Genomic DNA, 19,009 nt, shown 5'->3' on the forward strand with positions numbered 1-19,009 from the left:
CACCCAGCACTCAGGCGTTGCAACGACCCCCTGAACCCGCCGCGGACGCCCGGTCACCTTTGGGTTCTTTTGGGCGGACACCCGGTCACCTTTGGGCGAAAACAGTGGAACCCTCTTGCACATGATGTGAGCGGGCGTCGGGCCGGGAAGGGTCAGATGTGAGCGGGCGTCGGGCGCGGTTAGATGTTTCCCGTGGATCCGGCCGCTCCGCCGAGTAGTGCGGCCATGGTGCGCCAGCGGGCGATCTCGCAGCCGTCTGTCCGGCTGAAGCGGCTGTGCACTTCGCGCCCGCGGAACCGACCGGTCACCAAGGCCACTTGCGGGCCGCCGTATTGCTGGGTGCAAATGCGGTCCGGCCGGGGAACCGGAAAGAAGGTCTCCTCGCCGAATTGCTCGACGGCGGCAAGTGCCGTGTGCGGGTCCGGAAGGGTAGAGCCTTCGGCTACCTCGCCGCCCGAGCCGAGCAAGACGAATTGATGCTCCGCGGCGCCCGGCGCCTCCGTCAGCGTGATGGCGAGTTCGACGTCGTACTTTCCTGAGCTTGAAGTCATTACTGTCCTTCGTGAGACGGTGTTTGTACCAGGAGGTCCAAGAGTGGCTGCACATGGTCGAGGACCCGCGCGCGGAGCGCTTGGGCCTCGGCGGCAAATGCCCTCTGATACTCAACGTACTCGGCCTTGCCCTGCGGTGTCTCGATCCTGATGGCCGGATATCCCCACTCTTCAAGGTCGTACGGGGAGGCCTGCATGTCCATGGCCCGGATCCGCCAGGACAGTTCGAAGCAGTCCATTACCAACTCGCTCGGCAGGGCCGGAGTCAGTTTGTACGCCCATTTGTAGAGGTCCATGTTGGCATGCAGGCAGCCGGGTTGCTCCATGGTGCGCTGGTTGTCCCGTGTTGGGCTGAGTTCGTTGAGTGGGATGGCGTCGGGGGTGTAGAAGCGGAAGGCGTCGAAGTGCGAGCAGCGGATCCGGTTGTCTTCAACCACGGCGTCTGTCCCTTCGGAACCGAGGCGCAGCTTGAGGTATTCGTGGCGAAGATCGAACTTGTCCTGCCGGTACACCATGGCCCACTCGTGGAGTCCGAAGCAGCCAAACTGGGCGGGCCGCGCTGCGGTGCCGGCGAGGATGATCCCGGCAAAGCGGATGGCTTCGGCGCGGTCGGCCGCGAACCGGCTGCGATCGAAGGTGACCGCAACGGTACCGGCGGGCAGGCCCGCGTCCGCCAGCGCGCCGTCGTCGAGCATTCGATAGTACTTCCACCCTGCCCGCTCAGCGGCTTTAGGACCCGAGAGGACGACGCCGTCGCCCGGGTGCCAGCGCAGCAGCTGGCCGGGCTTCTGGGTGTAGTAGGTGAAGAGGAAGTCCTCGACGGGATGCTTCTTGCCTGCGGAACGCCGGGCCAAGTATGGCTTGGCGTAGCGTTCGACGCGGGCGTGGTGGGCAGCCTCCAGCGCGAGCCATTTCTCTTGCGGGAGGTGCTTGTAGCTAGGCTCCGGCACCGCTCGAACCAAGGATGTCGGCGACGGCTGCCCATGCGGCGATTTCGCAGCCGTCGGTGAGCTTGTAGGAGGACTCGACGTGCACGCCGTCAACCGTTCCCGTGACTGTCGCAGTCTGGGGTCCGCCGTAACGCTGGTCGCAGACCTGGTCACTGGGGCTCGGCCTGCGCGTGAGGAGGGCGGGGTTCTTTTTCAGCGCGTCGCACGCCGCGGCTGCGGTGGGGTGGTGGCTTTCCGCGGAGGGGACGCCGCCGCTGCAGACGAGCGTGTAGCTCTCAGGGGCTGCGGTGGGGGAGGTTTTGACGATGATTGAAAGTTCGGCCGCACCGGAGCCCGGAGAGACGGGCGCGGTGGGGGAGAGCGAAGGAGTCCCTTTGGCGCTGGGGGACGGCGTGCTGCTGCCCGACGGCGTGCTGCTGCCCGACGGCGAGGACGGCGTGCTGCTGCCGGTCGCCGAACTGCTGGCCGAACCGCCCCCGGGGCCGGGTGTGCAGGCGGCAAGGCCAGCGACGGCGACGACGGCCAACACCGACCGGGCGATTCGCAGGCGCATGGGGTTTCTCCTTGATTTATGCCAGTTTATCGCCCGTATCGGCAACCGGGTGTTGCGTAGCCGCAATGAGGCCCGTCATTGCCCGGTGCAGCTCCGCGACCTCGGCGCGCGTGAGGTGGAGCCGCTTCATGATGGTTTCCGGCACGGACGTCGCTTGTTCCCGGAGGGCGGCGCCGGCTTCGGTCAAGGTGATGGCAAGCGCCCGTTCGTTGCCGTGAATGCGGTTCCGGGTCACGAATCCTGCTTCTTCGAGCCGCCGCAGGATGGGTGAAAGCGTGGCTGGCTCGTGCAGGAGTGCCTCGCTGATGTCCTTCAGCGTGCGCGGGCTGCGCTCCCACAGGGCGAGCATCACGAGGTACTGCGGATGGGTCAGTCCCATCCTTTCCAGCACCGGTTTGTAGACGCCCACCACGCTCCGTGATGCCACAGTTAGGGCGAAGCACAATTGGCGCTCGAGCAAAAGGTCGTCTTCAGGCGGGGCGGCGGTTTCTGGGGCAGTGGGCGCGGCCATGATTCGCTCCGTTCGATGTTGATGACCGGACTGGGCCAGCCAATAATTAGTGCACTAATTGTTAGTGTACTCTTAAACCACATCATCCTTTTTGAGAGAGGGTAGACCCGGTGGCCAAAGAGACCATGACCCAGAGATTCATGCGTGTAACCGGAAAGCTTCGGATCATTTTCGGACCGGCGCACAGCAGTTCCCTGGATCATGAAATGACCGAGGAGAACAAGCACCTCCTCGCGCGGCGCCAGGCTGAAGCACAGCAATGGGAGACCATTCGCCGGCCGGACGGCAGCACTTACGTGGTCCCCAAGAACCCGGACGACAAGTCCCTTCGCTAGGGGTTCCTGCCTCTCCTTGCCCGACGCCGGCCCCGGGCCTTTTGAACATTCGGGGCGTAAAATTGGCCTCACCGGAACCACTCAGCTCCAACCGTATGGCTGGACCCCGCAGCAGGGAAGGAGGTGGGCAGTGTGGGACATGCACTCGACAGTTTCATGAAGGTCACCGATCGGCTGCGCTTCTGGTTCGGCCCGGCAGCCCGTGGTGACATTGATGCGCCAGTAGTCCACAAGCACGACGACTTCGAAGCGGCGTCGGAAGAAGACTTGGGCCACTTCGTCGTCGAAACAGACGACCAAGGCCACCACTACGGAGTCCGGAAGGAAGACGCCTGAGGCGCTGACGGCTCGCAAGCCGCAGAAAGCAAAGGAACCGGAGCTGAAGCTCCGGTTCCTTCACGTCAAGTACTTCAGATTGCGACGGCGGGTGCTCGACGACGGCGGGTGCCCGACGGCGGCCGGCCGTCCCGCAGGCCGTCTAGCGGCCGGTGCCGCCGTAGACGGTTGCTTCGGAGTCGCCGTCGAGCTCGAACGCCTTGTGGATGGCGCGCACGGCGTCATCAAGCAGATCGGCGTGGGTGACCACGGAGATGCGGATCTCCGAGGTGGAAATCATGTTGATGTTGATACCGGCGTCGGAGAGCGCCTTGAAGAAGGTGGCGGAGACGCCCGGGTGCGAACGCATGCCGGCGCCGATCAGCGAAAGCTTGCCGACGTTCTCGTTGTATTCGATGCTTTCGAAGCCGATTTCAGGCTGCGCCGCGCGGAGGGCAACGAGGGCGTCGGCACCTTCCACGATGGGCAGGGTGAAGGAAATGTCCGTGCGGCCGGTACCGTGCGTGGACACGTTCTGGACGATCATGTCGATGTTCGAATGCGCCTTGGCGATAACCTGGAAAATTGCGGCGGCCTTGCCGGGAATGTCCGGGACGCCGACCACGGTGACCTTGGCTTCTGAACGGTCGTGTGCAACACCGGAGATGATTGGCTGCTCCAAGGCAACTCCCTCTTGAATCGTGATCTTGTCATCGGCGCTGGGCAGGACCCAGGTGCCTTCGTTCTGGCTGAATGAGGACCGGACGTGCAGGGGCACGCCGAACCGGCGCGCGTATTCCACGCAACGCAAGTGCAGGATCTTGGCACCGGAAGCCGCCAGTTCCAACATTTCCTCGCTGGATATGCGATCGATCTTGGTGGCCGTGGAGACGACGCGCGGGTCCGCAGTGTAGATGCCGTCGACGTCCGTGTAGATTTCGCAGACGTCTGCTTCGAGCGCAGCGGCGAGGGCCACCGCAGTGGTATCGGATCCGCCGCGGCCAAGCGTGGTGATTTCCCGGGTGCTCCGGGTCATGCCCTGGAAGCCGGCCACGATGGCAATGTGTCCCTTATCCAAAGCGGTGCGGATGCGGTGGGGGTCGACGTCGATGATGCGCGCCTTGCCGTGGATGCCGTCCGTGATCATGCCGGCCTGCGAGCCCGTGAACGACTGGGCGGAGGCGCCGAACTTGTTGATGGCCATGGCGAGCAAGGCCATGGAGATGCGCTCGCCTGCGGAGAGGAGCATGTCCATCTCACGCGCGGGAGCAGAATCGGTGACTTGGGCGGCGAGATCCAGGAGTTCGTCCGTGGTGTCTCCCATGGCGGAAACCACCACGACAACCTCGTTGCCGGCGCGTTGTGCGTCAACCACGCGGCGGGCAACACGCTTGATGCCTTCTGCATCGGACACCGAGGAGCCACCGAACTTCTGCACGATCAGCTGCTTGGTCTTGGCAGGCTGCGCGGTCAGGTCTTCGGTTTTCACATCGGTAGTGGGCAAACTCATGCGTGCACCCTCACTGCTCATTGGGGATCATACGTTGCGTGGCCCGGTAACGGCACGGCTACGTGGCTTATGTGGCCAGTTTATCGCCGGGCGCGGCAGGCGGAGGAATTGTGACCATTTCCGCGGCCTTCGATGCATGCCGGACGGCGTATACACGGCCGGCCGGCCCGCCGGAGCTCGCCTACATGAGGGCGTTGCGGCGGCCCTCGAAGGCCCTTCCGAGGGTGACCTCGTCCGCGTACTCCAGGTCTCCGCCCACCGGGAGACCGGAGGCAAGCCTGGTGACGGTGATGCCGATCGATTTCAGCATGCGGGCCAGATATGTGGCTGTCGCTTCGCCTTCGAGGTTGGGGTCGGTGGCGATGATGATTTCCTGGATCGCGCCGTCGTTGAGCCGGGTCAGGAGCTCCCGGATCCGGAGCTGCTCAGGCCCGACACCTGCGATCGGATTGATGGCGCCGCCGAGGACGTGGTAGCGGCCACGGAAGGACCGCGTGCGTTCCACCGCCAGGACATCCTTGGATTCTTCGACCACGCAGATCACGGAGGGGTCGCGCCGCGGGTCGCGGCAGATGTTGCACAGCTCCTGCTCGGTGACGTTGCCGCAGACAGCGCAGAACTTCACACGCTCCTTGACTGTAGTGATGGCCGCGACCAGCCGCTTCATGTCCTCGGGATCGGCCTCAAGGATGTGGAAGGCCAGGCGCTGCGCCGACTTGGGCCCGACGCCGGGGAGCCGCCCGAGTTCGTCGATCAGCTCTTGTACTGCGCCTTCGTACACAATGTCCTCGTTTGTTTAGTGTGGACGCCTTGCTGTTCGGCGGGCGTCGCGGTTTGGTTGCAGCGTCTTTTGGCGCTGGGGCTCTCGCGCGGTCCTTGGGTTCCCCGCCGAACGCTGTGCGGGCCCGCGCAGGGTGTTGTGTCGGCGTCCGGTTAGCGGCGCATGCTGTCCAGCGACCGTTCTTCCAGTAGCTTCCCGCCCAGAATACGCTCGACGGCGGCCCGTCCAAACACTCCCGACTCCTCGATGGTTTCATCGTCGGCGCTCGGGATGTCTTCGATCACGTTTCCGGGAGCGACGGCGGCCCGCGCCGGTGCTTTCTCGCGGCCTGCCATGGCTTCAGGGCTGTTCGAAAGCCGTTGGTAGAGGCTCTGCTTCCCCGTCACCGAAGGCGCCGACACTGTTGCGGAAGGCGCTGACGCCGTTGCGGCGGCCGGGGTACCGGCCGGCGCCGGAGCCGGTGGGGTCGCTTGTGCCAGTGCGGTGGAACGCGCGGTATCGGATCCAGGCGCCGTTGCTGTCGCTGCCGCTGTCGCTGGTGAAGCCGGGGGCTGGCTGGGAATCTGCGCGGCGGCGGGTTCATAGACGGGACTGGACGCCGTCGCCGCGGATGACGGAGCCGGGCCGCCCGAGCCGGCAGAGATGCCTGACAATGCGGCACCAACGTTGGACTCGGTGCCGACCACCCACGAGCCCGGCGCTTGCTCTACGGCCCTGGACCATGGATCGTCCGAGGCCTTGGACTTCGTCTCCGAAGGTGCTTGGTTGGAGCGCTTGACCGTGGGGGCAGGGGAGTCATCGCGTGGCGCAGCTGCCGGTGCGCCGGGACCCGGCGTGGGCGGGGCGGCGAAGCCCGACGGCCCCGACGGCACCCAATCAATGGGCGGCTCTTCGTCCAGCGGAGGGGCATCTTCGTCGCGCGGGGGTCCCCAATCATCGTCCGAATAGGAGTAGTCCGCCGGTGAGTCTGCCTTTGCCGGGGACGTTGGGGCCGGGGACGTCGATGCGGTCGGGGACGACGGCGCCGGGACCGTCGGTGCGGCGGACGAAGGCGCCGGGACCGTCGGTGCGGTCGGGGACGACGCTGCTGCTGCCGGTGCCGCGGTGCCCGCCGAGGCCGACGCCTGTGCACGCGCCGGAGATGCCTGTGCCGACGTTGGGGCTACCGTTGGTGTGCCGGACGGGTTGCCTGCTTTCGGGGCGGCAGCACCTTGTGCCGCAGGGGCAAGTCCCCATGCGCTATCCACGGCGGATGACACAGAAGGAGAGGCGCCTCCTTCGGCAGGGGGCGTCGGGTCAGCCGGTGCTTTTGGGTTTGGTTCAGAGCTACCTGAGCTGTTGCCTCCGACGACCGAAGTGATTTGGCAATCGATGCCGATGGTCTTGTGGATTGCCTGGCGAAGGTTCTCCGCATGGTCTGCGCGGCTGAACGCGCTCGCAAGTCCATCGGTGGTGAATGCAAGAGTCAGCAGTTGGCCGTCGAACTGTGCCACCTGCGCGTTCGCTCCGACCAACGCCCAGCTGCTGCGCTTGATCTTGGTCAGCGTCTGGAGGATTTCCGGCCAAGCCCGCCGGATCACCTCTACGTCGGCGCCACCGGCTGCCGGGCGGGTAACCTGTGCCGGTGCTGGCTGCGGGGCCGGCGCCTCTGCGGGCACTGGCGGTTGCACGGGAGCCGACGCCGGTGCTTGGGCCGGCGACGCCGTCTGAGCCGGTGCGTGCGCAGTTTGTTCGGAAGCGGGGCGCGCAGCCTGCTGCCTGGATTCGTCCACGGGCCAGTCAGCAGTGGACACCCGCGGCGGCGTCAGCTGTTCCCTGGACTGTTCCCCGGAGGCATGCGGACGGCCCGGCGCCGAAGCCTCAGGCGCACGGCTTGGCACGGACGGGGGCGCGGCTGGCCCGGACGCGGGTGAGCCGAGCGCTGGCGAGGCAGGAGCGGGACCGGCGGCCGCCGTCGGGCGTTCAGTTGTTTGTTCTGCCGGGCGGGAGGCCGGCGCGGCGGAGGTGGAAGGGACCGCAACGGCCTCGTGTGCGGCCTGGGCTTCCACGGGAGGAAGTGCCCCGGCGTAATTGAGCCGGCGTTCGACGCGGTCGATGCGGGCCGCGATGCCACGTTCGGTCTGTTCGGAGCTCGGCAGCAGGATACGGGCGCAGAGAAGCTCGAGGTGCAGGCGGGGTGACGTGGCGCCGGTCATTTCAGTGAGCGCGGTATTGGTGACGTCAGCGGCCCGGGAGAGCTCGGCGGCACCAAGGTTGTTGGCCTGGGTGCGCATGCGGGCGATCTGGTCCTCGGGCATGCCGCGGAGAATGGCCTGGGCGCTTTCCGGCATGGCCTGGACGATGATGAGGTCGCGGAACCGCTCCAGCAAGTCTTCGACGAAGCGGCGGGGATCGTGCCCCGTTTGGATGACGCGGTCCACAGCGCGGAAAACTGTGGCGGAGTCGGACGCCGCGATTGCTTCCACGACGTCGTCAAGCAGGGAAGCGTGAGTGTAGCCAAGCAGTGCGACGGCGAGTTCGTAGTCCAGGCCGTTGGGCCCGGCGCCAGCCATGAGCTGGTCCAGCACGGACAGGGAATCGCGCACGGAACCGCCGCCGGCCCGGATTACGAGGGACAGGACGCCCGGAGCTACCGGCACGTTTTCCTGTTGGCAGAGAAGCTCGAGGTACTGCATCAAAGGCTCCGGCGGCACCAGCCGGAAGGGATAGTGGTGCGTGCGGGAGCGGATGGTGCCGATGACCTTGTCCGGTTCCGTGGTGGCGAAAATGAATTTGATGTGTTCCGGCGGCTCTTCGACGATCTTCAGGAGCGCATTGAAGCCGGCGGAGGTGACCATGTGGGCTTCGTCGATGATGAAGATCTTGTAGCGGTCCCGGACCGGGGCGAAGGTGGCGCGTTCGCGGAGATCGCGGGCGTCGTCCACGCCACCGTGACTGGCGGCGTCGATCTCGATGACATCGAGGGAGCCGGAGCCGCCGCGGGCCAGTTCAATGCAACTGTTGCATTTGCCGCAAGGGGTATCCGTGGGGCCTTCGGCGCAATTGAGGCAACGGGCCAGGATGCGGGCCGAGGTGGTCTTTCCGCAGCCGCGGGGACCGGAGAACAGGTAGGCGTGGTTGACCCGGTCCTTGCGCAGGGCCGTCATGAGCGGCTCGGTGACGTGTTCCTGCCCGATAACGTCCGCGAAAGAATCGGGACGATATCTGCGATAAAGAGCAGTAGTAACAGTCACAGGGGAAACCTACCTATAGGGACTGACATTTAAATAAGAGACCCCTCATGCACCCGCCAGAGCCCATCTACCCTTGCTACCTTCCGGTCCTGGGGGAGTTCAACAGGATGACGCCACATGAGGGGCCGTCGACAAGCTTACCCGAAGTTTTCGAGCCCTCCGAATTTGCGGACATGCGCCTTGCGAGAGCCAAGAAATGGACATGTCCCTCCCAGGGCACAGCGTTCCAAGGGACATGTCCCCTGTGAGGGCCAAGGGCTGGACATATCAGGATTATGTCCAGTGCTCGTGCGCAGGGGAGGGCATGTTCCGGCTAACGCCAGCCGTTGACCGGCCACGTCATGAATGCGGGCTCCTCATAAGGGTGGGCTGAGCGCAAAGCCTGCACTACGGCGTCGAGCAAATCTTCTTCAACCACGCACTCGACGCGGATTTCCGGCACCGTTTCGCCCTGCCCGACGGTACCGATGAACGGTTGCGCTCCTGGCCTTGGGGTGAAGCGTCCGGTGCCTGGTGTGGTGAATGAACAGTGCGAATAGTCGCCGATCCGGCCAGCTCCTGCGTCGCCGATCGCGGCCAGCAGGCTTTCACTGTGGGATGCCGGGACGTAGACAACGAGGGCGTGCAAGTGGCTCATGGCACCATCCTCCCAGTGCCCGGCAGAAACAGGTCAAAGGATGGTTTTTAATTCCATTGCCAAACCGCCAAACCCAGCGGACCATGGGTATGTACACCGATTGGGGCAATCTCAAGATTGTGAGCCGCAGGGCCTGGTTTCAGGGGCTGGACCCAGCAGCTCAACGGAGTGCCGGAGGAATGGACGCATTGGGGGCGTCCATTTTTACGTTTAAGCGCAATGCGGACCTAAGTGCAGTGAAGACCGGCCGGGCCTTAACCTCCCGATTGGGCGATGCTGAAATTCTCGGGTACAGTAGAGTCTGCTTTTGATTCAGAAGCATGGAGAATTCGCCTAGCGGCCTATGGCGCACGCCTGGAACGCGTGTTGGGTTAACGCCCTCGGGGGTTCAAATCCCCCATTCTCCGCGTTTGGCCCCGGTCCTCGGACCGGGGCCTTTTTGCGTTCCCGGATTGTGGGCTGAACCTCGGCGATGCGGGCGAGCTACACCCGTTCCGCGGCCACCCGTTCCAGGACTTCCCGGCACGCGAGGATGGCCGGGTGGATCCGGCCGGCCGTGCGGGTTGAGGTGAAGACTGTTCGCTTGGGGAGGCCCGGAAGATCAAGGAGCTGGACAGGCGTGGTCCGCCCCGTCCAGACGAGGTCGGGCATGAGGGCCACGGCATTCCCGGATTCGATGAGCCGGATCTGGGCTTGGAGGTCGGCGGTTTCGTAGCGGACGTCGGGCTCGAACCCGGCGGAGCGGCACGCTTGCTCCGCCCAATGCCGGGATGCCGCGCCATGCGGTTCCATCACCCAGGGCAGTGCGGCCGTGTCCGCGAGCGAGGAGATCGATTCGCCGCCGAGGCCAACCGGGGGAGTGGCCAGCCTGATGGCATCGCTGGTCAGCGTGGCCCGGTCCAGGCCAGGGTGGTGTGGTGCCGCGTGACCTGGGTATTGCTCGGCCACCACGATGTCGAAGTCGCGGGCCCACGTTTCATAGAGCGCGGTCTCCGGCTCGCGTTGGATCATCTCCACGCGCACTTCGGGATATTCGCTCTTCATGATGGTGAGGAAGTCCGGCATAAGGGCCAGGGCTGCGGTCTGGAACACGGCCAGCCGGACCGTGCCCGTGACCGTGGAGAGAGAAGCGGCGAGGTCTGTCTCTGCCCGCTCGAGGGTGGCCAGCAAAGCCGACGCATGTTCCACGAGGATCTCAGCCTGCGGGGTCAGTTGGACCCGCCGGCCGGATTTCCGCAGCAGCTTCACGCCGGCTTCCTTCTCCAATAAGGTCAGCTGCTGGGAGACCGAGGAAGGGCTGTACTTCATGGCGTCGGCCACTTCTGCGAGCGTTCCACGGATCTTCAATTCATGCAGCAGGCGGAGCCTGCGGACATCCAGCATTCAGCTCTCCAGAAGGGTCGAGAAATCTAATGAATATTCTTCAGAAAAGATCGCTTTTCCTAATCTGATTGTAGATCCATACTGATGGAAACAAAGCACTCTCCGCACTAAAGGAACGAAGCGCATGAGCACACCAACCCGGGATCTGAGCATCGACGCCAGGACACCGTCCACCCCGGACTCCGAACACCAGGAGCTTCCCCACGAAGAGCTGGCCCACGAAGCCATCCGACTGGTTCGGCACTGGCTCACCGAAGCCTCCAAGGTGCCCGTCGACGTTTCCGCACAGCGCCTCGCGGGTGTCCTGAAGGACCCGAACGGCCTGGACTTCACGGTGGGATTCGTCGACGGCGTCATCCGCCCCGAGGACCTGTCCGTCGCCGGCCGCAACCTTGCCAAGCTTGCTCCGAAGGTTCCGGCCTTCCTGCCTTGGTACATGCGCGCCGCTGTGCGCACCGGTGGTGTCATGGCGCCGGTCCTGCCTCAGGTGGTCATCCCGATTGCCCGCAAAGTCCTCCGTGACATGGTGGGCCACCTGATCGTGGACGCCACGGATGCCAAGCTCGGCCCTGCCATCGCCAAGATCAAGCAGGACGGTGTCCACCTGAACGTGAACCTGCTGGGCGAGGCCGTCCTGGGCGAACGCGAAGCCGGCCGCAGGCTCGAGGGCACCCTCAAGCTCCTCGCTCGCGACGACGTCGACTACGTCTCCATCAAGGAGTCCTCCACGGTGGCCCCGCACTCACTGTGGGCCTTCGACGAAGCCGTGGACCACGTGGTGGAAAAGCTCACCCCGCTCTACGAACTGGCCGCGTCGTTCCCCAAACCCAAGTTCATCAACCTGGACATGGAGGAATACAAGGACCTCAGCCTCACCATGGCCGTGTTCAAGCGCATCCTGGACAAGCCGGAATTCAAGAACCTCGAGGCCGGCATCGTGCTGCAGGCCTACCTCCCCGACGCCCTCGCGGCCATGCAGGACCTGCAGGAATGGGCCACGGCCCGCCGGGCAAACGGCGGCGCTCCCATCAAGGTCCGCGTGGTCAAGGGCGCCAACCTTCCCATGGAACAGGTCCAGGCGTCCATCCAAGGCTGGCCGCTTGCAACGTGGGGCACCAAGCAGGAATCCGACACCAACTACAAGCGCGTCCTCAACTACGCCTTCACAGCTGAGCACATCGATGCGGTCCGCATCGGCGTCGCAGGCCACAACCTCTTTGACGTTGCGTTTGCGTGGCTGCTCGCGAAGGAGCGCGGCGTGACGCAGGCCATTGAATTCGAGATGCTCCTCGGCATGGCCACGGGCCAGGCCACTGCCGTCCGCAAGGATGTCGGCAGCCTGCTGCTGTACACGCCGGTTGTGCACCCGGGCGAGTTCGACGTCGCCATCGCCTACCTGATCCGCCGCCTCGAAGAAGGCGCCAGCCAAGACAACTTCATGTCCGCGGTGTTCGAGCTCAGTGAGAACGAGTCCCTCTTCGAACGCGAGAAGCAGCGCTTCCTCGCCTCCCTCGCGGAGCTGGACGACGCCGTACCGGCACCCAACCGGAGCCAGGACCGCAACAAGCCCGAGGCGCCGGCGCCGACGGACCATTTCGCCAACACTCCGGACACCGATCCTGCCCTTCCGGCCAACCGTGCCTGGGGCCGCGCCATCCTGGACCGTATTCCGGGCTCCACCGCCGGCGACGCGATTGTTGACGCCAGCAAGGTCAGCGACCCGCAGGAACTGGAACGCATCATCGCCGCCGCCGTGGAACACGGCAAAGCTTGGGGCGCCATGCCGGCCGCCGAGCGCGCAGCGATCCTGCACCGCGCAGGAGACATCCTGGAATCCCGCCGCGCCGAACTTCTCGAGGTCATGGCCTCGGAGACGGGCAAGACGATTGAACAGGGCGACCCCGAGGTCAGCGAGGCAGTCGACTTCGCGCACTACTACGCCGAGCGCGCCAAGGACCTGGAAACGGTCGACGGCGCAACGTTCGTCCCGGCGAACCTCACCGTCGTGACCCCGCCGTGGAACTTCCCGGTGGCGATTCCCGCGGGCTCCACGCTCGCGGCACTCGCGGCGGGATCCGCCGTCGTGATCAAACCCGCAAAACAGGCCCGCCGCTCCGGCTCCGTCATGGTGGACGCGCTGTGGGAGGCCGGTGTGCCGCGCGAAGTGCTGGCGCTCGTACAGCTTGAGGAACGCGAGCTGGGCACCCAGCTGGTCTCGCACCCCAGCGTTGACCGCGTGATCCTCACCGGCGGCTACGAGACTGCCGAGCTCTTCCGCTCGTTCCGGCAGGACCTCCCGCTGCTCGCCGAGACCTCGGGCAAGAACGCCATCATCGTCACCCCGCACGCGGACCTTGACCTGGCCGCCAAGGACGTCGTGTACTCGGCTTTCGGGCATGCAGGACAGAAGTGCTCCGCTGCTTCACTGGTGATCCTGGTGGGTTCCGTTGCGACGTCCGAGCGCTTCCACAACCAACTCGTGGACGCCGCCCGCTCGCTCAAGGTGGGGTACCCGGAGGATGCCACCACCCAGATGGGACCGATCATCGAGCCTGCCAACGGCAAGCTCCTCAACGCGCTGACCACCCTCGGCGACGGTGAGACCTGGGCGGTGAAGCCGGAGAAACTCGACGAGTCCGGCCGTCTGTGGTCCCCGGGCATCCGCTTTGGCGTCAAGCGCGGCTCCTACTTCCACCTGACCGAGTTCTTCGGTCCGGTCCTGGGCGTCATGACGGCGTCCACCCTGGAAGAAGCAATCGCCATCCAGAACGAGATCGAATACGGCCTCACGGCAGGGCTGCACTCGCTCGATTCCGATGAGATGGGCCTCTGGCTGGACACCATCCAGGCAGGCAACCTGTACGTGAACCGTGGCATCACTGGCGCGATCGTCCAGCGCCAGCCGTTCGGCGGCTGGAAGAAATCCGCGGTGGGCGCGGGCACCAAAGCCGGCGGCCCCAACTACCTCGTGGGCCTGGGGAGCTGGGTCCCGGCCGAGCCTGCCGCCAAGCCCGGAGCGACCCTCAAGGGCGCTGCCGCTTCGATACTCGCGGCAGCGAAAGCTTCCGGAGTTGACTCCAGCGACGCGGAGGCACTGCAGAAGGCGCTCTTCAGCGACGCCGAAGCGTGGGCCACGGAATTCGGCACCTGCAAGGACGTCTCAGGCCTGAGCGCCGAGCGCAACGTCTTCCGGTACCGGGCCATTCCCGTGACCATCCGCTTGTCCGAGGGCAGCAAGCTCGTGGACCTGCTTCGCGTTGTGGCTGCCGGGGCAGTGGCGGGTTCGGCTCTCACGGTGTCCTCCGCCGTCGAGCTTCCCGAGGCTGTCATCGCAGCATTCGCCGGGCTCGGCGTGAGCACGCGCATCCAGAACGACGCCGAATGGCTGGCTTCCGCGGAAGGCATCAGCGGTGGCCGCATCCGCCTGATCGGCGGCGACAGCAGCGCGCTGTGCGCAGCGACCGGCGGCCGTCCCGACGTCGCGATTTACCACGGCACGGTGACTCCGGCCGGACGCATCGAGATGCTGCCGTTCGTGCACGAGCAGGCCGTAAGCATCACGGCACACCGCTTCGGCACCCCGAACCACCTCTCGGACGCGCTGATCTAGCAATCGACCGGATCCAGCAAACTGCCTAGAAGCCCGGCGGGACGGCCACAAGCCGCTCCGCCGGGCTTCTTCGCGTTCAGGCCTCGTACCCCAAGCGCCGCAATCGTTTCCGGGCGGCTTGCTCGCTGGGGCCGCTGCGGCCCAGCATCAAGCGCACGACGGCGAGGACAACCCGTGCGGCGAGGATCGACGGCAGCGGGATTGGCCCGAAACGGGCCTTTTCCAACCCCAACAGTTCCCGGTACCGGGGCTCCAGGCTGGCGACAGCCGCGGCGAACAAAATCCGGTAGCCGGGTTGCAGGGACGCTTTCAACGGCGGGTACCTGATGAAATCGATGGTTTCCCTGAGCCGTTCGTCCGCGCGGAGGTCTCCGGAGGCGTACCAACGGTCCATTTCCGCCCTCACTTCCGCGAGGCTCAGCGGAGGGTCCTCGACTCCCATCAGGCGTCCCGCTTGGGCCCACTCCCGGACGTAGGCGTCGGCGCCGCCGGGGACCGTTCCGCCCCAGATCCGGTGGGCCGCAACGAAGGAATCCGCGTAGGCAACATGGACCCAGCTGAGAAGCTCGGGATCGTTGGCTGAGTACTCCCGGGTTCGGCCTTGGGCGTCAACGTAGCTGCCCTTGACGGAGTCGTGAACCCGTCGCACAAAGTGGGTCGCCGAATGGGCCGCTTCCATGGAGCCGTAACTTACGGTGAATATCCACCGGATCGTGTTTGCCAATCGGCCGAGGGGATCCGTCCTGAAGCCTGAATGGTCGTACACTCCCGCCAAGGCGCCGGGATGCAGGGATTGCATGAGCAGGACCCGGATTCCGGCGACGATCGTCGACATGGAACCATGGACGGCCCAGACGGCGGATCCGGGAAGGTGGTACCCGGGGTCGCTTCCCTCGGCAAGCCGCAGCACCCAGTCAGGCGTGGACTGCGGGTGACCCGTAAAAGTCATCCGCAGTTCCGCTTGCAACTTCTTCCTGAAGTTGGCCATGGTCCATTGTTGCGCAGCTTTTGGTTGGCGCAAGCCGCGGCCCTGCTTACTCAGGTGCCGGTCCGCTGCGGAACAGCGGGCCGGCACCTTTCACGCGAATCCGCTTAGCCTGCGGTTTGCCCGGCAAGTGACCGACGCCGGCGCGCCGGGGACGCTGCCACCAACAGGGCCGCGATTGCCACCGCAGCGCTCAGGACCAAACCGGGCCGGTACTGATCGAGCATGGCTGCCGCGCTATTGGTGCCCGAGCCGGCGTCGTGCCCGCTGACGAGGGCGGTGGTCACGGCCAGGACGAGGGCCGCGCCAACTTGCGTGCTGGTCTGGATGAGGCCGGCGGCCAGCCCCTGCTCTGAGTCCCGGATTCCGGCGGTCGCTTGAACGTTGATGGACGGGAAAGCAAGAGCAAAACCGATGCCCAGCAGGATAACCGAGGGAAGGATGTCCAGGACGTAGTTGGGTGAGGTTCCGACGCGGAGGAACAAGACGTAGCCCAGTCCCATGGCGGTCAGGCCGGTGAGGATGAGCTTGGGTGCTCCGAATTTCTCAATGAACCTGTCCGCGAAGGGTGCGCTCGTTGCCACCAGGAGCCCGGTGGGAAGCAAGGCAAGAGCCATGCCCAGAGGGGACCAGCCGAGTACCGACTGCAGATACATGGTGAGGATGAACTGGAAGCTGAGGTAGGAGCCGAACAGTCCGATTGCACTCAGGTTGGCGCGGGCCACCCAGCCTTCACGAAGGATTCCGAAGCGGATAAGCGGGTGCTTGACGCGGTTTTCGATGACCGCAAAGGTTGCCAACACCGCTGCGGAGATGGCGAATCCGGCGATTGTTGCCACAGATCCCCAGCCCTTCTCCGGAGCTGAAACCAAGGTGTACACGAGGCCGAGCATGCCGAGCGCGAGTGTGACCGCGCCCCAGACGTCGTGGCCGCTTTCTTCCGTGGACGGCTTGTCCCGGGGAATGAACAGTATGCCAAGAACCACCACCGCGACGGCGATCGGTACCGACGCCAGGAAGGTCCAGCGCCAGCTCAAGCTTGTCATGAGGCCGCCGACCACGAGCCCGAGCGAGAACCCGCTCGCGCCGAATGTAGTGAAGATGGACAGGGCCTTGTTGCGCTCGCGGCCTTCGGCGAAGTTGGTGGTGATGATGGAGAACCCGGTAGGGGCAGTGAACGCCGCCGCCAGTCCTTTGATGAAGCGTGTGGCGATCAAGAGGGTGGGATCGTTCACGAGTCCGCCGAGGAGCGATGCCGAGGCAAACACCGTCAAGGCGATTAGGAAGATCCGACGCCGGCCCAGCAGGTCGGCGAGGCGGCCGCCCAGGAGCAACAGGCTCCCGTAACCCAGGACGTAGGCCGAGACGATCCACTGCAGGGAGTCGGTGCCGAGGTGGAGTTCGTGGCCGACGGAGGGAAGGGCTACGCCCACCATGGAAACGTCCAAGCCGTCGAGGGCCAGGACCGTGCACACGACCATGAGCAGCAGCCACTGGGCCCGGGTCCAGCTGACGGGTGCATGAAGCTGCTCGGCAGATCTAGCGAGGGTGCTTGGTGAAGTCATGGAAATCAATCTATATGACACGTCATTCAATGACAAGGAATATGATTCGGAATCTTATGACGTGGACTTTATTTACCGTCTCGGTTAGAATCTGGGGGTGGCAACAACGCAGGATCGCCAGCTGGTTGAGCAATGGCGCAGCATCCAGAACTCGTACTTCCGCACCGCGGCCGCGATAGACCGCGCCCTCGAAGCCAAGTTCGACATCGGGCTGAACGAATTCGAAATCCTCGATCTCGTTGCCGAAAGCGTTGACTCCGCCTGCCGCATGAAGGCACTCGGGGAGCGGACGCCCATGACCCAGAGCGCCGTCTCCAAGGTTGTTGACCGCCTGGAGAAAGCCGGACTCGTCACCCGCGCAACCTGCGCGGATGACCGTCGCTCGCTGTACCTCCAACTGACCGACGCCGGGCGCACCCTGCATTCGGAGGCCGCCGTCGAGCACCGCGCCTTGCTGAAAGAGAACCTCGGCGAGTAGCCCGCCACGGTCCGGCGAGTGTTTCGCGGACCGGCCGAGTATGAAGTCGAGTGTTCCCATTCGATTTCATAGCGGCCACAATGGGACAAGCGCGCCCGAACTTGGGGATGAGCGCCTGTCTCAGGAGCCGCTGTGGGAAAGCATCATGAGTCTGGCCAGGTCGTCAACCTGGTCTTCACAAGAAAATTTGGCCGGCTCCTGTCGGCCTGCTTCCTGGCTGTCATGGTGATCCTCGCATTTGGTTTCCAAGGCCCGGGTTTGGGGGGACCGGTAAGCGATGGATCCTTGGCCACCGGCCAGGTCGGGCCCGGCATGCTGCCCACCGATGGTCCCGTGTCCAGTGGCCAGGAGGCCGTTCCTCAAAGCTCGTCAGCCGCGCCGGTCCAGGCCGGCGACAGAGCCACGGTGTCCTTTGAACGTTCCCCGGTCCAAACTCTCGACAGGAACGGCGTGGGGGCCCTCAACGTTGCCTCGAGTTCGCTCGACAGGCCGCCTGCCGGGAAACTCTACGCTCCGCTCGAAGTGCTGGTTCCGAGCTCTCCCTTCGGGTTGAGGATCGATCCTTTCACTGGATTGCCGGGCGAGTTCCACTGGGGCCAGGATTTCGCCGCGGCGTGCGGCACGCTCGTGTACGCGGCCGATTCCGGCGTGGTCCGGGCCGTGGGCTGGCACCCTTGGGGCGGCGGCAATCGCGTGGAAATTGATCACGGCAACGGGCTGGTCACTACCTACAACCACCTGCAGGGAATAGCAGTGGCCAAGGGGCAATCGATTCGGGTAGGCGAAGTCATTGCAAGGGTGGGAACCACGGGTGCCTCGACCGGTTGCCACCTGCATTTCGAGACCATTCTCAACGGCGTCTACACCGACCCGATGAAGTGGACGTTCCTGCCCACCAAGCAGGTGGATCCCCTCGGCAACATCTCGATGGTCAGCTACCAGCCGGGTTCCGCCGCCGCAGCCCCGGCAGGGTCTGATTGGTCCGTCCCGGGCACACCCCCCGAGCAAACAGTTACCGGTGGGGTGCAAGAGGCCAAAGTTGTGCCGCCGAGCCCGTCCGTCACGGGCTCGCAAACGCCGACGGCTGCGTCCCCGGGCAGTCCGACGGCGTCACCCAGCGGGACCGGGACACCTGGCCCGACGGGTAAGCCGACTACGACGCCGAGTGGCACCCCGAGTGCGACACCTTCGCCGACCAGGACCCCCAGTAGCACCCCGAGTGCGACGCCCTCGCCGACCAGGACGCCGAGCGTCACCTCGAGCCCCACTGTGACCCAGGCGCCCACGGCGACAGTCCCACCGACGGAGACAGTCCCACCGACGGCGGCAATCCCGCCGACGGCGACAGTCCCACCGACGGCGACAGTCCCGCCGACGGTCGCGCCGCCGTCGAGCCCGCCCGCCCAGCTGCCAAGCGCGACCCACACCCAGTCAGCCCCGCCCCCGCCACCCGCCACTCCGACACCCGCCAAGCCCACGCCGTCGGCTCCTTCGAGTCCCACGCCGTCGGCGACTTCACCTACCCAAACGGCGTCCCCTAAGCGCTAGACCGACGCCCGGTCACCTATAGTGGTTCGGACGCCGACGCCCGGTCACCTATGTCGCCCCGAAG

At 65.2% G+C, this 19,009-nt stretch carries 16 protein-coding genes, 1 tRNA gene, 1 other RNA gene and 1 pseudogene; 6 read left to right on the forward strand and 13 right to left on the reverse strand.

Going from position 1 to position 19,009, the window contains the following annotated elements:
- Window positions 1–179: 179 nt before the first annotated feature.
- Genes L0B83_RS19050 through L0B83_RS19065 form a run of 4 tightly spaced genes read right to left on the reverse strand, consistent with a single transcriptional unit; the run spans window position 180 to window position 2,565 of the window.
- A complete protein-coding gene (locus tag L0B83_RS19050; protein ID WP_234760148.1) occupies window positions 180–551 on the reverse strand; it encodes a serine protease inhibitor in 372 nt (123 codons plus the stop codon).
- The gene (locus tag L0B83_RS19055) at window positions 551–1,501 is read right to left on the reverse strand and encodes a 3-methyladenine DNA glycosylase (RefSeq protein WP_234760149.1); all 951 of its coding nucleotides are present in this window, start codon (window positions 1,499–1,501) and stop codon (window positions 551–553) included. The genes L0B83_RS19050 and L0B83_RS19055 overlap by 1 nt, the downstream gene beginning before the upstream one ends.
- Window positions 1,488–2,054 (reverse strand): SSI family serine proteinase inhibitor, encoded by a 567-nt coding sequence (locus L0B83_RS19060; RefSeq protein WP_234760150.1) that lies wholly within the window; start codon window positions 2,052–2,054, stop codon window positions 1,488–1,490. The genes L0B83_RS19055 and L0B83_RS19060 overlap by 14 nt, the downstream gene beginning before the upstream one ends.
- Before the next feature lie 16 nt (window positions 2,055–2,070).
- Window positions 2,071–2,565: a MarR family winged helix-turn-helix transcriptional regulator gene (locus tag L0B83_RS19065; RefSeq protein ID WP_234760151.1), complete on the reverse strand. Its 495-nt coding sequence runs from the start codon at window positions 2,563–2,565 to the stop codon at window positions 2,071–2,073.
- A 125-nt stretch (window positions 2,566–2,690) separates the two neighbouring features.
- Here L0B83_RS19065 and L0B83_RS19070 point away from each other — a divergent pair, with 125 nt between their 5' ends.
- Together L0B83_RS19070 and L0B83_RS19075 are read left to right on the forward strand one after the other, a co-directional pair.
- The gene (locus tag L0B83_RS19070; RefSeq protein WP_234760152.1) at window positions 2,691–2,900 is read left to right on the forward strand and encodes a hypothetical protein; all 210 of its coding nucleotides are present in this window, start codon (window positions 2,691–2,693) and stop codon (window positions 2,898–2,900) included.
- 156 nt (window positions 2,901–3,056) lie between these two features.
- Complete coding sequence (locus L0B83_RS19075; RefSeq protein WP_234760162.1) at window positions 3,057–3,236, forward strand: hypothetical protein; 180 nt, start codon at window positions 3,057–3,059, stop codon at window positions 3,234–3,236.
- Window positions 3,237–3,378: 142 nt separating this feature from the next.
- Here the strand turns inward: L0B83_RS19075 and L0B83_RS19080 are convergent, their stop codons facing one another.
- From L0B83_RS19080 to L0B83_RS19100, 5 genes are all read right to left on the reverse strand, one after another.
- Window positions 3,379–4,725, reverse strand: coding sequence for an aspartate kinase (locus tag L0B83_RS19080; protein ID WP_234760153.1), 1,347 nt, complete (start codon window positions 4,723–4,725; stop codon window positions 3,379–3,381).
- Between the two features lie 181 nt (window positions 4,726–4,906).
- Window positions 4,907–5,506, reverse strand: coding sequence for a recombination mediator RecR (recR, locus tag L0B83_RS19085; RefSeq protein ID WP_234760154.1), 600 nt, complete (start codon window positions 5,504–5,506; stop codon window positions 4,907–4,909).
- Window positions 5,507–5,658: 152 nt separating this feature from the next.
- Window positions 5,659–8,739, reverse strand: a complete 3,081-nt coding sequence (locus L0B83_RS19090) for a DNA polymerase III subunit gamma and tau (protein WP_234760155.1) — start codon at window positions 8,737–8,739, stop codon at window positions 5,659–5,661.
- A 33-nt stretch (window positions 8,740–8,772) separates the two neighbouring features.
- An RNA gene (gene ffs / locus L0B83_RS19095) (signal recognition particle sRNA small type) lies at window positions 8,773–8,869 on the reverse strand.
- A 183-nt stretch (window positions 8,870–9,052) separates the two neighbouring features.
- Window positions 9,053–9,376: a YqfO family protein gene (locus L0B83_RS19100; protein WP_234760156.1), complete on the reverse strand. Its 324-nt coding sequence runs from the start codon at window positions 9,374–9,376 to the stop codon at window positions 9,053–9,055.
- Window positions 9,377–9,698: 322 nt separating this feature from the next.
- Here L0B83_RS19100 and L0B83_RS19105 point away from each other — a divergent pair.
- Window positions 9,699–9,783 (forward strand) — tRNA-Ser (locus L0B83_RS19105).
- Between the two features lie 76 nt (window positions 9,784–9,859).
- Here L0B83_RS19105 and L0B83_RS19110 read toward each other — a convergent pair.
- On the reverse strand, window positions 9,860–10,759 hold the full coding sequence (locus tag L0B83_RS19110) for a LysR substrate-binding domain-containing protein (RefSeq protein WP_234760157.1): 900 nt from the start codon (window positions 10,757–10,759) through the stop codon (window positions 9,860–9,862).
- Window positions 10,760–10,883: 124 nt separating this feature from the next.
- Between L0B83_RS19110 and L0B83_RS19115 the strand changes: the two genes are divergently transcribed.
- Window positions 10,884–14,369, forward strand: a complete 3,486-nt coding sequence (locus L0B83_RS19115) for a bifunctional proline dehydrogenase/L-glutamate gamma-semialdehyde dehydrogenase (protein ID WP_234760158.1) — start codon at window positions 10,884–10,886, stop codon at window positions 14,367–14,369.
- Between the two features lie 76 nt (window positions 14,370–14,445).
- On the opposite strand, the gene L0B83_RS19120 is transcribed toward L0B83_RS19115, so the two are convergent.
- Window positions 14,446–15,357: an oxygenase MpaB family protein gene (locus L0B83_RS19120; RefSeq protein WP_234760159.1), complete on the reverse strand. Its 912-nt coding sequence runs from the start codon at window positions 15,355–15,357 to the stop codon at window positions 14,446–14,448.
- Between the two features lie 104 nt (window positions 15,358–15,461).
- Window positions 15,462–16,919, reverse strand: a complete 1,458-nt coding sequence (locus L0B83_RS19125) for an MFS transporter (protein WP_234760160.1) — start codon at window positions 16,917–16,919, stop codon at window positions 15,462–15,464.
- Window positions 16,920–17,016: 97 nt separating this feature from the next.
- On the opposite strand from L0B83_RS19125, the gene L0B83_RS19130 reads away from it, so the two are divergent.
- Together L0B83_RS19130 and L0B83_RS19955 are read left to right on the forward strand one after the other, a co-directional pair.
- Window positions 17,017–17,397 (forward strand): MarR family winged helix-turn-helix transcriptional regulator, encoded by a 381-nt coding sequence (locus L0B83_RS19130; RefSeq protein ID WP_234760161.1) that lies wholly within the window; start codon window positions 17,017–17,019, stop codon window positions 17,395–17,397.
- A 312-nt stretch (window positions 17,398–17,709) separates the two neighbouring features.
- A pseudogene (locus L0B83_RS19955) lies at window positions 17,710–18,258 on the forward strand (M23 family metallopeptidase); the annotation flags it as partial.
- A gap of 74 nt (window positions 18,259–18,332) precedes the next feature.
- On the opposite strand, the gene L0B83_RS19960 reads toward L0B83_RS19955, so the two are convergent.
- Window positions 18,333–18,899, reverse strand: a complete 567-nt coding sequence (locus L0B83_RS19960; RefSeq protein WP_234760163.1) for a hypothetical protein — start codon at window positions 18,897–18,899, stop codon at window positions 18,333–18,335.
- Between the last annotated feature and the right edge of the window lie 110 nt (window positions 18,900–19,009).

Origin of the sequence: Arthrobacter alkaliphilus (genome assembly GCF_021483235.1) — a bacterium.
GTDB lineage: Bacteria > Actinomycetota > Actinomycetes > Actinomycetales > Micrococcaceae > Arthrobacter > Arthrobacter alkaliphilus.

Excerpts from the sequence above, each read along its gene's own strand:
- L0B83_RS19050 (WP_234760148.1), bottom strand. The coding sequence starts at position 551 with ATGACTTCAAGCTCAGGAAAGTACGACGTCGAACTCGCCATCACGCTG.
- L0B83_RS19060 (WP_234760150.1), bottom strand. The coding sequence starts at position 2,054 with ATGCGCCTGCGAATCGCCCGGTCGGTGTTGGCCGTCGTCGCCGTCGCT.
- L0B83_RS19065 (WP_234760151.1), bottom strand. The coding sequence starts at position 2,565 with ATGGCCGCGCCCACTGCCCCAGAAACCGCCGCCCCGCCTGAAGACGAC.
- L0B83_RS19070 (WP_234760152.1), top strand. The coding sequence starts at position 2,691 with ATGACCCAGAGATTCATGCGTGTAACCGGAAAGCTTCGGATCATTTTC.
- L0B83_RS19075 (WP_234760162.1), top strand. The coding sequence starts at position 3,057 with ATGAAGGTCACCGATCGGCTGCGCTTCTGGTTCGGCCCGGCAGCCCGT.
- L0B83_RS19080 (WP_234760153.1), bottom strand. The coding sequence starts at position 4,725 with ATGAGTTTGCCCACTACCGATGTGAAAACCGAAGACCTGACCGCGCAG.
- L0B83_RS19100 (WP_234760156.1), bottom strand. The coding sequence starts at position 9,376 with ATGAGCCACTTGCACGCCCTCGTTGTCTACGTCCCGGCATCCCACAGT.
- L0B83_RS19110 (WP_234760157.1), bottom strand. The coding sequence starts at position 10,759 with ATGCTGGATGTCCGCAGGCTCCGCCTGCTGCATGAATTGAAGATCCGT.
- L0B83_RS19115 (WP_234760158.1), top strand. The coding sequence starts at position 10,884 with ATGAGCACACCAACCCGGGATCTGAGCATCGACGCCAGGACACCGTCC.
- L0B83_RS19120 (WP_234760159.1), bottom strand. The coding sequence starts at position 15,357 with ATGGCCAACTTCAGGAAGAAGTTGCAAGCGGAACTGCGGATGACTTTT.
- L0B83_RS19125 (WP_234760160.1), bottom strand. The coding sequence starts at position 16,919 with ATGACTTCACCAAGCACCCTCGCTAGATCTGCCGAGCAGCTTCATGCA.